The sequence below is a fragment of the Finegoldia sp. BIOML-A1 genome, assembly GCF_009678325.1.
In the GTDB taxonomy this organism is placed as follows: Bacteria; Bacillota; Clostridia; order Tissierellales; family Peptoniphilaceae; genus Finegoldia; species Finegoldia magna.
In genome coordinates, this window is record NZ_WKZF01000003.1 from 80,834 (window position 1) to 96,781 (window position 15,948).

Annotated in this window: 14 protein-coding genes; 11 read left to right on the forward strand and 3 right to left on the reverse strand. The window is 33.7% G+C overall.

All coding sequences use genetic code 11. The features are described from left to right. Positions 1-97: 97 nt before the first annotated feature. The 9 genes from nifJ to udp all read left to right on the forward strand — a co-directional run bounded on the left by nifJ (position 98) and on the right by udp (position 10,773). Positions 98-3,778, forward strand: a complete 3,681-nt coding sequence (gene nifJ, locus GKG00_RS04335) for a pyruvate:ferredoxin (flavodoxin) oxidoreductase (RefSeq protein ID WP_154254432.1) — start codon at positions 98-100, stop codon at positions 3,776-3,778. 294 nt (positions 3,779-4,072) lie between these two features. Further along, complete coding sequence (locus tag GKG00_RS04340; RefSeq protein ID WP_154254433.1) at positions 4,073-5,200, forward strand: acyl-CoA dehydrogenase family protein; 1,128 nt, start codon at positions 4,073-4,075, stop codon at positions 5,198-5,200. A gap of 8 nt (positions 5,201-5,208) precedes the next feature. Continuing rightward, positions 5,209-6,330, forward strand: coding sequence for an acyl-CoA dehydrogenase family protein (locus GKG00_RS04345; protein ID WP_002835498.1), 1,122 nt, complete (start codon positions 5,209-5,211; stop codon positions 6,328-6,330). A 57-nt stretch (positions 6,331-6,387) separates the two neighbouring features. Beyond that, positions 6,388-6,582: an acyl-CoA dehydrogenase family protein gene (locus tag GKG00_RS04350; protein ID WP_257993231.1), complete on the forward strand. Its 195-nt coding sequence runs from the start codon at positions 6,388-6,390 to the stop codon at positions 6,580-6,582. A 15-nt stretch (positions 6,583-6,597) separates the two neighbouring features. Next, a complete protein-coding gene (locus tag GKG00_RS04355) occupies positions 6,598-7,425 on the forward strand; it encodes a PhnD/SsuA/transferrin family substrate-binding protein (protein ID WP_154254435.1) in 828 nt (275 codons plus the stop codon). Further along, positions 7,415-8,590, forward strand: a complete 1,176-nt coding sequence (locus GKG00_RS04360) for a cobalamin-independent methionine synthase II family protein (protein WP_094205350.1) — start codon at positions 7,415-7,417, stop codon at positions 8,588-8,590. The genes GKG00_RS04355 and GKG00_RS04360 overlap by 11 nt, the downstream gene beginning before the upstream one ends. Beyond that, entirely contained in the window at positions 8,583-9,035 is a 453-nt protein-coding gene (locus tag GKG00_RS04365; RefSeq protein ID WP_110057890.1) for an OsmC family protein, read from the forward strand. The genes GKG00_RS04360 and GKG00_RS04365 overlap by 8 nt, the downstream gene beginning before the upstream one ends. Before the next feature lie 391 nt (positions 9,036-9,426). Then, positions 9,427-9,942 carry a tryptophan transporter gene (locus GKG00_RS04370; RefSeq protein ID WP_154254437.1) on the forward strand — a complete coding sequence of 172 codons (516 nt, stop codon included), beginning with the start codon at positions 9,427-9,429 and terminating at the stop codon, positions 9,940-9,942. Positions 9,943-9,999: 57 nt separating this feature from the next. Then, positions 10,000-10,773 carry a uridine phosphorylase gene (gene udp / locus GKG00_RS04375; protein ID WP_154254438.1) on the forward strand — a complete coding sequence of 258 codons (774 nt, stop codon included), beginning with the start codon at positions 10,000-10,002 and terminating at the stop codon, positions 10,771-10,773. A 133-nt stretch (positions 10,774-10,906) separates the two neighbouring features. Here the strand turns inward: udp and GKG00_RS04380 are convergent, their stop codons facing one another. Next, positions 10,907-11,440 (reverse strand): NYN domain-containing protein, encoded by a 534-nt coding sequence (locus tag GKG00_RS04380; RefSeq protein WP_154254523.1) that lies wholly within the window; start codon positions 11,438-11,440, stop codon positions 10,907-10,909. Beyond that, positions 11,430-12,164, reverse strand: a complete 735-nt coding sequence (gene rlmB / locus GKG00_RS04385; protein WP_094205355.1) for a 23S rRNA (guanosine(2251)-2'-O)-methyltransferase RlmB — start codon at positions 12,162-12,164, stop codon at positions 11,430-11,432. Before rlmB ends, GKG00_RS04380 begins: the two co-directional genes overlap by 11 nt. An 89-nt stretch (positions 12,165-12,253) precedes the next feature. Between rlmB and GKG00_RS04390 the strand changes: the two genes are divergently transcribed. Together GKG00_RS04390 and GKG00_RS04395 are read left to right on the forward strand one after the other, a co-directional pair. After that, positions 12,254-13,699 (forward strand): alpha-amylase, encoded by a 1,446-nt coding sequence (locus tag GKG00_RS04390; RefSeq protein WP_154254440.1) that lies wholly within the window; start codon positions 12,254-12,256, stop codon positions 13,697-13,699. Continuing rightward, the gene (locus tag GKG00_RS04395; RefSeq protein WP_154254441.1) at positions 13,692-14,300 is read left to right on the forward strand and encodes a ribonuclease H family protein; all 609 of its coding nucleotides are present in this window, start codon (positions 13,692-13,694) and stop codon (positions 14,298-14,300) included. Before GKG00_RS04390 ends, GKG00_RS04395 begins: the two co-directional genes overlap by 8 nt. Positions 14,301-14,570: 270 nt before the next feature. Here the strand turns inward: GKG00_RS04395 and GKG00_RS04400 are convergent, their stop codons facing one another. Further along, entirely contained in the window at positions 14,571-15,815 is a 1,245-nt protein-coding gene (locus tag GKG00_RS04400) for a hemolysin family protein (protein WP_154254443.1), read from the reverse strand. Positions 15,816-15,948: the final 133 nt, after the last annotated feature.

Consider the following 15,948-nt stretch of genomic DNA (forward strand, 5'->3'; position numbering starts at 1 on the left):
GCAATGAGGATTTTATTGAGTTATAATAACTCATAGAGCGGAGTTCGTCCGTTTTAAATTAAACAATTTATTTATTTATATATAGGGGGTTAAATAAATGGCAAAACACATGAAAACCATGGATGGAAATACAGCCGCTGCTCACGTAGCTTATGCATTTTCAGATGTGGCAACTATTTATCCAATTACTCCATCATCACCAATGCCTGAAGCAATTGATGTATGGGCAGCAGATGGACGTAAGAACTTATTCGGTGAAACTGTACAAGTAACTGAATTACAATCAGAAGGTGGAGCAGCTGGTTCAGTACACGGGGCTTTAGTTGCAGGGGCTTTGGCATCTACATTTACAGCATCACAAGGTTTATTGTTGATGGTTCCAAATATGTACAAGATTGCCGGAGAAAACTTACCTGGCGTATTCCACGTATCAGCAAGAGCTTTAGCATCACATGCGCTTAGCATTTTTGGTGACCACCAAGACGTTATGGCAGCAAGACAAACTGGTTTTGCATTGTTATGTTCAGGTTCAGTACAAGAAGTTATGGATTTAGCAGCAGTAGCTCACCTTTCTTCTATTAAAGGTAAAGTTCCATTCTTACATTTCTTCGATGGTTTCAGAACTAGTCACGAAATTCAAAAAATCGAAGTTATGGATTATGAAGACTTAGCTAAGATTGTTGATTGGGAAGCTATTGATGAATTCAGAAGAAATGCTTTAAATCCAGAAAACCCTAAGACTATGGGTACAGCTGAAAATCCAGACGTTTATTTCCAAGGTATGGAAGCATCTAATACATACTATGAAGATATCGTTGGTATTACTGAAAGCTATATCAATGAAATTAACAAGATTACAGGCAGAAACTACGGATTATTCAACTACTATGGTGCTGAAGATGCTGAAAATATTATAGTAGCTATGGGTTCAGTAACTGAAACTATTGAAGAAACTGTTGATTATTTAGTGTCTAAAGGAGAAAAAGTCGGAGTATTAAAAGTTCACTTATACAGACCATTCTCTAAAGAACATTTCTTAAATGCTATTCCAAAAACAGTTAAGAAGATCGCAGTTTTAGATAGAACTAAAGAAAAAGGTTCATTAGGAGAACCTCTATATCTTGACGTTAGAGATTGTTTCTACGATCATGAAAATAAACCAGTTATCGTTGGTGGTATCTACGGTTTAGGTTCAAAAGACACAACTCCAACTCACATTAACACAGTTTACGAAAACTTAAAACAAGATCAACCAAGAACACAATTTACTATCGGTATAGTAGATGATGTTACTCACAGATCATTAGAAGTAAAAGATACTATAAACACGTCACCTGAAGGAACTATCAGATGTAAGTTCTGGGGATTCGGTTCTGACGGTACAGTAGGTGCCAATAAATCAGCTATCAAGATTATAGGTGATGGTACTGACATGTACGCTCAAGGTTACTTCGATTATGACTCTAAAAAATCTGGTGGGGTTACAATGTCTCACTTAAGATTTGGTAACAACCCAATTCACTCAACTTACCTTTTAGATGAATCAGATTTCATTTCTTGTTCAAAACAAGCTTATGTATATCAATACGATTTATTAAGAGGTTTAAGAAAAGGTGGTACATTCTTACTAAACTGTATCTGGAATGAAGAAGAATTAGACACTCACCTTCCAGGCAAATTAAAGAAATATATCGCTGAAAACGACATTAAATTCTACACAATCAACGCTTCTAAGATTGCAGCAGAAGTTGGATTAGGTGGAAGAACTAACATGATTATGCAAGCTGCATTCTTCAAATTATCTAAAGTATTACCTATAGATGAAGCTATTAAAAAATTAAAAGAATCTATAGTTGCTAACTACGGAAGAAAAGGTGAAGACATTGTAAATATGAACTACGCTGCAGTAGATCAAGGTATCGATCAACTTGTAGAAATCAATGTTCCAGCTGAATGGAAAAATGCTGAAGAAGACGTTGAAAAAGACGCTAACCTTCCAGAATTCGTAAAAGAAGTTGCAAGTGTAATGAACGCACAACAAGGTAATGATTTACCAGTATCTGCATTCAAAGACAGAGCAAATGGTGAATTCCCAATGGGAACTTCAGCTTACGAAAAGAGATGTATCGCTCTTAATGTTCCAGAATGGCAAATGGATAAATGTATACAATGTAACCAATGTGCTTATGTATGTCCACACGCAGTTATCAGACCATTCTTATTAAACGAAGAAGACAGAAAGAACGCTCCTGAAACATTCGAAAGCAAAAAAGCAGTTGGTAAAGGATTTGAAGATTTAACATTCAGAATCCAAGTTTCACCAGCAGACTGTACAGGTTGCGGTAACTGTGCTGATGTATGTCCAGCAAAAGAAAAAGCATTAATAATGAAACCTTTCGAAGAACAACATCTTGCACAAAAAGATAATTGGACTTACGCTGTAGAAAAAGTTGGATACAAAGAAGATTTAATGCCAGCGGAAAAAACTGTTAAAGGCTCACAATTCAAACAACCATTATTTGAATTCTCTGGAGCATGTGCTGGTTGTGGAGAAACTCCATACGCTAAATTAATCACTCAATTATACGGTGATAGAATGCTTATAGCTAACGCTACAGGTTGTTCATCAATCTGGGGTGCAAGTGCTCCTTCAACTCCTTACTGCACAAACGCTGAAGGTAAAGGACCAGCTTGGGCTAACTCATTATTCGAAGACAATGCTGAATACGGATATGGTATGCACTTAGCTATCAAGAAGATTAGATTACAATTAAAAGAAAAAATGCAAGCATTCTTAGACTTGAACATTGAAAGTCCATTGAATGCACCATTCAAAAAATTCGTTGAAAACATGGACGATGTAGCTACATCAAAAGCGTGTGCAGCAGAAATCTTACAACACTTAGATGACAACACTAACAACGAAGAAGCTGAAGAATTATTGAAATATATAAGAACAGACAGAGACTTCTTAATTAAGAAATCTGTATGGATCTTCGGTGGAGACGGTTGGGCTTATGATATCGGATACGGCGGATTGGATCACGTATTAGCATCTGGTGAAAACATCAATGTTATGGTATTCGATACAGAAGTTTACTCAAACACTGGTGGACAAGCTTCTAAGTCAACTCCAACAGCTGCTGTAGCACAATTTGCTGCAAGTGGTAAGAAAGTTAGAAAGAAAGATTTAGGTTTGATGGCATCAACTTACGGATACGTATACGTAGCACAAATCGCTATGGGTGCTAACCAAAATCAAACATTAAAAGCTATTAGAGAAGCAGAAGAATATGATGGACCATCATTAATCATCGCTTACTCACCATGTATCAACCACGGTATTAAAGCTGGTATGGGTAAGAGCCAACGTCAAGAAAAATTAGCTGTAGAAGCTGGTTACTGGCACTTATACAGATTCGATCCAACTCTTGCAGAAGAAGGAAAGAATCCATTCCAATTAGACTCTAAAGAACCAACTGGATCATTCCAAGACTTCATCAGAGGAGAAGTAAGATACTTGTCATTACAAAAATCATTCCCTGAACAAGCTGAAGAATTATTCCAAGAAGCTGAAAGAGATGCTAAGGAAAGATACAACACTTACAAGAGAATGGCAGAAATGGATTATTCTAACTCAGTAGAAGATACAGATGCAGCAGAAAAAGAAGAAAACCTTGATAAAGAAGGTAAAAAAGTTGAATCTGTAGAAAAAGCTAAGGAAGAAGAAGGCGCAAAGAAAGAAGACGTCGTAAATCCAAATTCTACAAATAGATAATATAACAAAAACACTGTGAGAATTATCTCACGGTGTTTTTTATTACAAAAATTTAACAATTTGAATAATCATTTATAGATTTTTTCTATAAATGATTAAAAAATTTATAACGTTGATTTTTCAATGATAAGACGAATAAAAAAATCAAGAAATTTTCTAATTTGTTAAAATTCGAATGAAATTGGTAGGATTTATAGAAAGTTTCAATAAATGAGTAATTTTTAACAATATTTCTGGTTTTATTAGAGAATTAGTGATATCATATAAATGAAATATAAACTTTAGGAGGGTTTTATGAATTTTTACGAAGAGTCAAGAAAATTTGCATTGGAACACATCGAACCATATGCAAAAAGCTCAGATGAAGAAGGTAGATTTCCTGTAGAATCATTTGAAGAAATGGGAAAAGCTGGTTACTTCAAATTACTTATTCCAGAAGAAATGGGTGGTTTAGGAAAGACTGCTGTTGAACACCAACAAGCTGTTTTAGCATTTGCTGAAAGCAACCCAACTGCTGGTCTTTGCTACATGATGCACAACGTAGCTTTAATGACTGTTCTTACTAATGGTAATGAAGAATTAAAGAAAAAAGTTGTTAAAGACATAGTTGAAAACAACAAATTCATGGCATTAGCATATTCTGAATTTGGAACTGGTACTCACTTCTATATTCCAGAAATCAAAGTTACTAAAGACGGTGGAAAATTCATTTTCAACGGAACAAAATCAATGGTAACAAGTGCAACTCATGCAAGCTATTACTTAATTTTAACTCCATCAACTGAAAAAGAAGGAGACATCAACAACTGGTTAGTTCCATTGGAATCTGAAGGTTTAGAATTCAAGATGAGCCACTGGAAAGGTATTGGTATGAAAGGTAATGTTTCATGTCCAATGACTATGACAGATGTTAAATTAGACGAAGTTAACAGAATCGGCGAAGAAGGTTCAGGTGTTGACCAAGTATTTAACGTTGTAGCTCCATACTTCATACTAGGTTTAGCAAGTGTTTACACTGGATTGAACTTGAGATTATCAAAAGTTACTAATGATTACGCATTGAAGAGAAAATATCCATCAGGACAATCATTAGCTAACATTGAAACAGTACAAGTTCACTTAGGTAAGATTTATTCAAATGGTATGAGTGCAAAAGCTCTTACAGAATTAGCAGCTAGATCTTTAGTTGCTGGAGAAGAAGACGCAGTATGCAAGATTATCGCAGCAAGAGTGGCAGCCATCGAAAATGCAATTGAATCTTCAACACTTGCAATGAGAGTAGGTGGAGGTAAGACTTACAACTGTGCATCTGAAATCCAAAGATTGATGAGAGATGCTTACGCTGGACAAATCATGGCTCCATCACTAGACGTTCTTAACGTTTGGTTAGGAAAAGCTATCACAGGTCAACCACTTTTATAGGAGGCTTAATGGGGATTTACGAACAAGCAAAAGAATTTGCAAAAAAATATTTAGAAGAAGAAGGAAAAAAATCTGACAAGGATTGCACTTTCCCAAAAGAAGCATTTGAAAAAATGGGAGAAGAAGGATTTTTAAAACTTTTGATTCCTGAAGAAATGGGTGGACTTGGCAAAGGAGCAAAAGAACACCAAGAAGTTACAATGGCATTTGCTGAATACAATCCATCTGCAGCATTATGCTATATGATGCATAATGTTGGAATCAGTGGAGTGTTGGATTATGGTCAAAAAACTTTAATTGATAAAATAGTAAAAGATGTCGTTGAAAATAATAAATTTATGGCGTTGGCTGATTCAGAATTTGGTAGTGGAACACATTTTGGTAATCCAGAAATGACTTGTACTAAAAATGGAGATGACTATGTGTTCAAGGGAACTAAATCAATGGTAACAAGTGCAACTTATGCAAGTTATTATCAATATAACAGTAAATCAGCTGAATTTGAAGGTAAAACGACATATTGGGTTGTTCCATTGGAATCTGAAGGTTTGAGTTTCAATATGGAATATTGGGATGGAGTTGGAATGAGAGGAAATGTTTCTTGTCCAATGAAATTTGACAATGTTAAGTTGACATCCGATTACAGATTAGGCGAAGAAGGCGGAGCAGATGAAGTCGCAAGTGTTGTAACAAAGATGTTTTTACTTGGACTTGCTAGTGTATATGCTGGTTTAAATATTAGAATATCAAACATTACTAATAAATACGCTACAAGTAGAAAATATCCAAATGGAAAATGCTTAGCAGATATTGAAATTGTTCAAATGTATTTGTCTAAGATATATTCAATGGCACAAAGTGCAAGAACACTATCAGAAGATGCAGCAGAATCTATAGTTAATAATAGCGAAGATATGCTTAAAAAAATTATTGCAGCAAGAGTGACTTCAATTGAAAATTCAATGAATTCAGCTACACTTGCAATGAGAATTGGCGGCGGAATCACTTATAATAAGAAGACTGAAATAGAAAAGTTGATGAGAGATGCTTACGCTGGACAAATTATGGCACCATCATTGGATGTTCTCCATGTAATGTTAGGTGGTATTTTAGCGACAGAAAACAAGTAAATAGGACACAAATATCAATAAAAAGGTAGAAATGATGAAGATGCTTTACAAAAAATCATAGCTTCCAGAGTTATTGCAATTGAACATGCGATGGAATCCTCAACTCTTGCAATGAGAGTGGGTGGAGGAATTAGTTACAATAGAAAGACTGAAATTGAAAAGTTGATGAGAGATGCTTACGCTGGACAAATTATGGCACCATCTTTAGATGTGTTGCATGTTATGTTAGGACAGTCTTTATCAAGTAAATAAAATAGGAGGAATTAAATGAAAAAATTAAAAATAGGTGCAGTTATTTACGCTCCAAGAGTTTCAGTAATATGGGAAATGATTGAAGAATTTTTCAAGGAAAATGGAGCAGAAATCGAAGGAGTATTCTTCAAAGACTACAAACTACAAGTAGATGCTTTAATGAATGGAGAAATTGATGGAGCATGGAATTCCCCATTAGCACATTTAGACGCTCACTTGAGATCTGACGGAAAAGATAAGATCGGATGTATGAGAGATACTGATAGAGATAAGAAAACTTATCTAGTAGTTAAAAAGGGAAATTTTGAAAAAGTTTCTGATTTAAAGGGCAAAACAATAGGATTTGGGGCTATAGACTCTCCACAAGCAAGACTTATTCCTATAAACTATTTACACCAAAATGGTTTAGAATATGGTAAAGATTACACTGAAAAAAGATTTGATATCGGTGTTGGCTTACATGGAGATCACGTTGGTGGAGAAAAAGACAGCATGATCGCTATGGTTAATGGAGAAGTTGATGCATCATTCTGCTTAAGTACAAATTATGATGCTTGGATTAGTGATGGTACACTAGACAAAAACGAAGTTGAAGTTTTAGATAAAACTGATAACTTTGACCATTGTATATTTACATTCAATCCTGAAGTTTCTGATGAAGATATCAAAGCATTTGATGACATTATGTTCAAGATGGATTACAACAACGAAAAAGAAAAAGAAATCATGGATCTTGAAGGACTTAAAGAATGGATTCCTGGCAGAAGAGATGGTTTCAAACAAATTATTGAAGCTAATGAATATTTAGGAAATTTCTTAAAGGAATTCAATAGTGAACAATAAATTATTCAATACCTCTTTGATAGGATCTATGCCAAGAGGAAATGAAATTTTGAAAGCTCGTAGGATGTTAAAGGCTAATATGATTAGCCTTTCTGACTACGAACAAATGGTATACGATAAGACCAAGGAAGTTGTACAATTACAAGAAGATTTGGACATTGATGTAATCACAAGTGGAGAAATTGAAAGAGATAATTACGTTTCTTTTATTTCTGAAAAGCTTGGTGGAGTAACTCAAATGAGCATGGCAGAAATGCTAGATTATGTCGATGATAAAAGAGAATTTGAAAATATTTTGACAACATTGGATGTTCCAGCTACATCCATTAAGAATGCTATTTGTACGGGAAAATTGGAATACAAAGGAGATATTGTTTCAGAAGAATTAAAGCTTTTGAAATCTTTGACTGATAAACCTGTTAAGATAACTATGCCTGGACCATACTTGGTTACAAGAAGTATGTGGCTTGCAAATGTAAGCTCAAAATACTACGACAGCAAAGAAGATTTGGGTGAAGATGTAATTGAAATTTACAAAAAAGAAATCGAAAATCTTCAAGAAATCGGCGTAGATGTTATTCAATTCGATGAACCTGTTCTTACAGAAATAGTGTTCACTGAAGGAAGGCCAAGAACTTTCATGTGTGCATCTTTGTCAACTAGAAAAGATCCAACTGAAGAATTGAAGTTTGCCACACATTTGATTAAAAGCGTAATGGATAGTGTCGATAGGGATAAATCTATCTGTTCACTACACGTATGCCGTGGTAACTGGAGCAAGAACGAAAGTATTTTATTGACAGGACCATACACTCCACTTTTGGATTTATTTGCTGATATCAATGCTGATTTGTTAGCGTTAGAATTTTCTACTCCAAGAGCAGGAGAATTAAAAGCACTATTGGCAGATGAAAGAATTAACAACAAAGTGATTTTGGGTCTAGGAGTGCTCAATCCAAGATTGGATGACAAGGAAGACACAGATGGAATTTATAAAAGAGCCAAGGAAGCCCTTACGTTTATCGACAAGGATAAATTGTGGTTAAATCCGGACTGTGGATTTGCGACATTCTCCAACAGACCAGTAAATGAGTATGACCACATTAGAGAAAAACTACAATCAATGATTGATGCTAGAGATAAATTGAGGAAAGAATATGAATGATGATATAAATTCATTCCAAAAAAGTTTCAGAGCTATTGTATCCGATGATTTGGTCAAAGTTTACAATGAAAAATCGTGTATTCCTGTAGACTCATCTATTTCTTTCGATTCAGAAAAAGAAGAATTCACATCTATTGATTTTTTCGTGAGTTCTATTGTTTCGGAATTGATTTTGACGATGACGAAGGTTGCTAAGAAAAGAAATGCTATATTGCAAGATATCGAAGCTAAGGTTAACTTGGATATAGATAATCCAATGTATTTGTTGAATGTTATTGGTTTTGAAAATAAGAGTATTATTAATAAAATCAATATTGACATTTATTTCTTCTCATTTTATGAAGGAGAAGAATTACAAGAGTTTTTGGATGAAGTTTTGGATAGAACTTTGATTTACAATTCTATAAAAGATTTGGTAAATGTTAATTTTAAAACTGTTTTATAACTTGTAAATTATTTTATTTGTGATATAATATTAGAAAATATTTAAAAATATTAAATTCAATAGATAAGATAGTAGTATAAATGAAACTTCAAGAGAGGAAATGGTTGGTGTGAATTTCTAAGGGAAGTTTATATGAATGGGGTTATCTGAATTTTGAATGAAAAATAGTAGTTCAAAAAGTGATTCTCACTTTACAGGGATAGGATATGGAAGTATCTGAAAGAGATGTGTGCATTTTTGCACATAAATTAGGATGGTAACGCGAGTTTTGACACTTGTTCCTTTTGGGGAACAGGTGTTTTTTTATTATAAAGGCAGGTGAGTGTAATGAAATGAACTTATGAAATGATTTTAGAAGAGAAAAATTTTATGAAAAAGAAAGGAAGATATTATGGATTCAAAAAAATTAACAGTAAGTTCGATATTTTTAAGTGTAGGATTATTGCTTCATTACGTTACGCCTGCGTTGGTTATGGGAGTAAAGCCAGATTTTTTATTAGTAATGATGTTTTTGGCAATATTATTTATGGATAATGTAAAAGAAGCTTTTGTGTTGAGTTTGTTTGCAGGGGCAATTGCAGCTTTTACAACAAGTTTCCCAATGGGACAGCTTCCAAACATAATTGATAAATTAGTTTCAGGAATTATTGTGTTTTATTTGTTCAAATTGATGGGAAAAACCAGCAGAAAATCCAATCTCATATTTGCGATAGGAACTTTGACAAGTGGATTTGTATTTTTATTTCTTGCAATTCCAATGGGAATGGGTACTGAAAACTTTACAAACCTACTGCCGTCGATGTTTTTAGCAGTATGTTTGCCGACTTCAATTTTGAATACAATTGTAGGAATTTTCTTCAAAAGAATAATTTATAGCACAAATTACGTCAAAATCAACGCTCAATAATGCTATTTATTTAAAATTAGTATATACTAGTAATATAGATAAAAAAGAGGTGATTTTATGAAATACGCAGAAGAAGGCGTACAATATCATTTAAATATTAAAAATGGAGATGTAGGGAAGTATGTAATCCTTCCAGGAGATCCAAAAAGATGCGAAAAAATTGCAAAGTATTTTGACGATGCAAAATTAGTAGCAGATCATAGAGAATATGTAACATACACTGGAACTATAAATGGAGAAAAAGTTTCCGTAACTAGCACTGGAATCGGAGGTGCTTCTGCAGCAATTGCGATGGAAGAACTTGTCAAAGCAGGTGCAGATACTTTTATAAGAGTTGGAACTTGTGGAGGAATTCAAGAAGATGTCAAAAGTTCTGATGTGGTTATAGCAAATTCTGCAATAAGAGCTGAAGGAACGAGTAAAGAATACGCTCCGATAGAATTTCCTGCAGTTGCAAACTTAGATGTGACAAATTCATTGGTAAAAGCTTCAAAAGATTTAGGACACAATTTTCACGTTGGAGTTGTTCAATGCAAAGACAGCTTCTATGGACAACACGAGCCAGAAAAAATGCCTGTGTCATACGATTTATTAAACAAATGGGAAGCTTGGAAAAGGCTTGGCACATTGGCAAGTGAGATGGAATCGGCAGCTCTTTTTGTAGTTGCAAATTACCTTCGAGTAAAATGTGGATCTTGTTTTTTGGTTGTAGCGAACCAAGAACGTGAGAAAAAACACTTAGACAATCCTGTGTGTCATGATACTGATGTAGCCATTAAAGTTGCAATTGAAGCAATAAAAAACTTGATAGAGAAAGATAAACAAGAATAAATGGTGGAAATTTAATTTTAAATTTTGACAAATTATATGTAGGATGATATAATAAAAGCAGTTAATAACGTTTTCATTTTATCCATTAAATGGGTATCTCCTTATGTTAAAAAACAAAACTAGGTCACATAACCTAGTTTTGTTTTTTTATTTCATCTTGAAGTTTTTCTAATTGTTGATAAATTTCATCATCTATAGTAACAATATTTTCAGTAGATTGTTTTCTTTTCCTTAGCTTAGATCTTCTGAGGTTTTCTTTTAAAGTTAGATAATTTTTCCAAAGTTCATTGGCACTAATTCTAATTCCTCCACGCGATAAAATAATTCGTTGAATCATTCCATCGTTGCTTGCCACATACATTTTGTCGTGCTTTTTCATATCGTTGACTTTTCTCTCAATATATCTGTCCGCAGATTCGTGTTCTTTTGTGTAAACCACCGTCAAATTATCACGCTTTTCTTCAATGCTCATTCCACCTTTTACAAGATAAGCATCAAAAACTACATAAACTTGTTCTCCGCTTAGATTTTGATACTCTTTCATTATATCAATGAGCTCTTCACGGGCACTATCCAAATCCACATCGTTTGATAATTTGTACAAATTAGGCCATGCATTTATTATATTATAACCATCGACATAAAGATAAATGTGTTTATTTTTCATACCTTTGGCGTATGACTTCATAAATTAGAATGCTCGCAGCATTTGATGCGTTGAGTGATTCTGTTTTTCCATACATAGGGATTTTAATTAACTGATCACAATTTTCTCTGACTAATCTCGAAATTCCTTTGCCTTCGTTTCCAATTACAAGGCCGATAGGTCCTTTCAAGTTAGCTTGTGTGTGTGTTTGTGAAGCTTCGCCACAAGCCCCGTAAATCCAAATGTTATGTTCTTTTAAATAATTAATTGTCGTGGTTATGTTGGTTACACGTGCGATTTTGATATTGAAAACAGCTCCTGCACTTGTTTTGATTGCAGTTGCATTTACCTCACATGCTCGGTGTTTTGGAATTATAACTCCGTGGCATCCTGCAACTTCTGCGGTTCTAATTATGGATCCCAAATTGTGAGGATCCGTTATTTCGTCCAAAATTATCAAAAAAGGATCTTCATTTCTTTTTTTGGCGTAAATTATCATTTCATCAACGCTTGAATATCCGAAACTTGGCATTTTTGCCATAACACCTTGATGAGCAGTGTTTTCTGCGAATTTTTCGATGTATTTTTTATCAACGTATTCGATTTTAATTCCCATATCGTAAGCTTTTTTTTCTATTTTTTTAATAAATCCTTTTAATTCGCCTTTTTGTATGTATAGATTGGTTACTCCCATATCCATTTCCAAAGCTTCCATAACAGGATTTCTACCGACTAAATATTGCATTTATTCTCCTTATTCTTATCATTTTAATGTTATAATCTTATTAGATTATACAATATAAAGCAATTTCTTACAATTAATAGGAGGAACAAATGGGAAACGAAATAATGATGCAGGCTTTTGAGTGGTACTTACCAGATGATGGAAATTATTACAAAAATTTAACGAGAGAAGCGAAAAATTTAAAAGAAAAAGGTATTGATGCGTTGTGGCTTGCTCCAATGTTTAAAGCAACAGGAACTAATGATGTTGGTTATGGTGTGTATGATTTGTACGATTTGGGAGAATTTGATCAGAAAGGATCTGTGCGCACAAAATATGGAACTGTAGAAGAATTGAAAAAATTAATCGAGGTTTTGCACGAAAATGATATAAAAGTGTATGCAGATGTAGTTTTAAATCACAAAGCTGGAGCTGATTTCTCAGAAACTTTTAAGGCTTACGAAGTCGATCCTAACGACAGGACGAAAAGAATTACTGATGCTTATGATATTGAAGCATGGACTGGATTTGATTTTAAAGGTAGGAATGGAAAATATTCTGAGTTTGTGTGGCATTTCCAACATTTTAATGGAGTTGATTTTGATAATAAACAACAAAAGAAAGCAATTTTTGAAGTCGCTGGAGAAAACAAAGGGTTTAGCAAGAATGTTTCCAACGAAAAAGGAAATTTCGATTATTTGATGTTTGCAGATATTGACCATAAAAATCCTGATGTTAAAGATGAACTTTTTAGATGGGGAGAATGGTTTGTGAATTATGTTAGTGTGGACGGCTTCAGATACGACGCACTTAAACACATTGACGATGAATTCATAATTGATCTCACCAAACATATACAAAATGTTGTTAATCGCGATTTTTATTTTTTCGGTGAATATTGGTTACAAGATAAGGACAATACCAATCATTATTTGTACGATACGAAATACGATGTGGATTTGTTCGATGTGGCACTTCATTTTAATATGTATTCTGCATCGAAAATGGGCGATAAATTTGATATGAGAAAAATTTTCGACAATACTTTGGTAAAAGAACATCCGGCAATTGCGGTTACATTCGTGGATAATCACGACAGCGAACCTGGTCAATCGTTGGAATCATTTGTAGAACCTTGGTTCAAAAAGATTGCGTACGGTTTGATTTTACTAAGAAAAGATGGATATCCTTGCGTGTTTTACGGTGATTATTGTAAAATAGGTGGAGAATTTAATATCGAAGGGCAAAAGGATATTATAGACAATTTGATGTACATCAGAAAACACTACGCATTTGGAGAACAGACAGATTATATGGAAAGTGAAAATTTGATAGGTTGGATTAGACACGGTGATGATTTTCACAATCCAATGGCTGTTGTAATCAGCACGGGTGACATCAACACTTTGAGAATGAATGTAGGAAAGGAAAATGCAGGTAAAAAGTATACGGAAATCACTGGAACAAATTCTAATGAAATTGTAATCGATGATGAAGGATTCGGAGATTTTGAAGTGGGAGCTGGAACTTTGAGCGTGTGGGTATGTAATGAGTAAATTTTATGCAGTAAAAATTGGGAAAAATCCGGGGATATACAATAGTTGGTCAGAGTGCCAACAACAAGTAAATGGTTTTAAGGGAGCGATTTTCAAATCTTTTAAGACAAAAGAAGAGGCAGATAATTTTATAAATGGCGAAGATAATAAAAAAGTAGCGTCAATTGATAGCTTAAATGAAAATGAGTGTGTGGCTTATGTAGATGGATCATTTAAAAAAGATACGGGAGAATATAGTTTTGGTTGTGTGTTGTTTCACAATGGTAAAATCGACAAATTCAATCAAAAATTTCCCAAATCAGAATTCTCAACGCATAGAAATGTATCGGGAGAAGTAAGTGGGTCGGTATTTGCAATTAAAAAAGCAGTCGAACTTAAAATGAACAAAATCACGATTTTTTATGATTATCAAGGGATTGAAAGCTGGGCTAATGGCGACTGGAAAACAAACAATTATTTAACCAAAAGCTACAAGAAATTTATTGACGAAATAAAGCCTCAAATCGATATTAATTTCGTCAAAGTTAAAGGTCACTCCAACGATACTTATAACGATATGGCTGATGAATTGGCAAAAGAGGCGTTGGGAATAGGGAAATAATAAAATATTAAAAAAATTAAAGTAGATTACATTTTTGCTAAGAATATCATACGGAATAAATTGTTGTGATTTCTCATCGAAGAACTACGTTAAAAAATCCAACTGTTTGAGAGCCTTGCTTGAGTTTTGGATTTTAGTAGTTCGAGATTTTGAAATCGCCAATTTATGTAGTCAGATGTTCGTGCAAAAATGATTTTCTACTTTTTGTTTATGTTATTATATTTGGAACTTTTCCCACAAAAAAACTCTCACGAATCTCGTGAGAGTAAATTATTTGAATATTATCATTAGTTGTGTAATTTTTCTTTTATCAACATTAACTACGACGAATTTCAAGTTTTCAAATTCAACCTCATCTTTTGATTTGGGCATTCTGTCCAATAATTCTATTACAAATCCTCCGATTGAATCGAATTTGTCGCTTTGAATGTCAAGGTCAAATCTTTCGTTTACTTCATCAATTCTCATTTCAGGATCGACTAAGTATTCATTGTCGCTAAGTTTAGTTACTTCTTTTTCGTTGTCGTATTCATCGTCGATTTCTCCGACAAGTTCTTCTAAGATATCTTCCATCGTTACAATTCCACTAGTTCCACCGTACTCATCGATAATTATACTGATGGAAATATTTTTAGTTCTCATTTGTTTGAACAAATCCACTACTGGAATGTATTCATAAGCATAAAATGCTGGTTTTAGGATATCTCTGACTTTAAAATCTCGGTCATCTTCGATGATTTTGTGCGCTAATTCTTTTATGTGAAGAACGCCTATAATATCGTCGATGCTGCCTTCATAGACTGGAATTCTAGAATAAGTAATATTTTTGATGATTTCCTTCAAATCACTCTCTGCATCTTCAATATCAACTGATGCCATGCTAGTTCTTGGAGTCATAATATCAACTGCTAGAGTTTCCTTTAATTCCAACGCATTTATCATGATTTCAGTTTCTTGATTTTTCAGTACGCCTTCTTCTTCACTAACTTCCACCAAAGTTTTTAGTTCTTCTTCGGTAAGTGTCGAACTATCCTCATCTTCGCCAACAAAAAGTTTGATTATCAAACGAGTTAAGAGGTTTAATACTTTTACAATTGGTTTGAAAACTAAAGTCAGAAAATAAATAAACCTTGAAAACTTTAATGCTACGGATTTGTTTTTGTATTGTGCAATTGTTTTTGGTAAAACCTCTCCAAAAATCAACACAAAAACAGTCATTACAACTGTAGATATCAAAGCTCCGTTTTGATGAAAAATATTTGTGAATAAAATTGTAGCTATAGAACTCGCTGCGATATTTACAATGTTGTTACCAATCAAAATAGTAGATATGGTAGTTTGCATATTATCGTGCAGTTTCTTCAGTAAATGTGCATTTTTGTTATCTTTTTGGTCTAATTGTCGAACTTTTATTTTGCTTACAGATGTTATCGCCGTTTCACTTGATGAAAATACGGCGGACATTGCAACCAAGAACACTAACGCAATTATTTGCGAGACACTCGAACTGTCCATTACATCACTCTCCAAACATATCGTAACATATATAAATATAGTTGTAAATAAAATATTTTGACAAAATTTTTAAATAAAAAACATAACGATTTAGAAAACTAAAAATAATTTAACAACAAACAAATCTCACAAT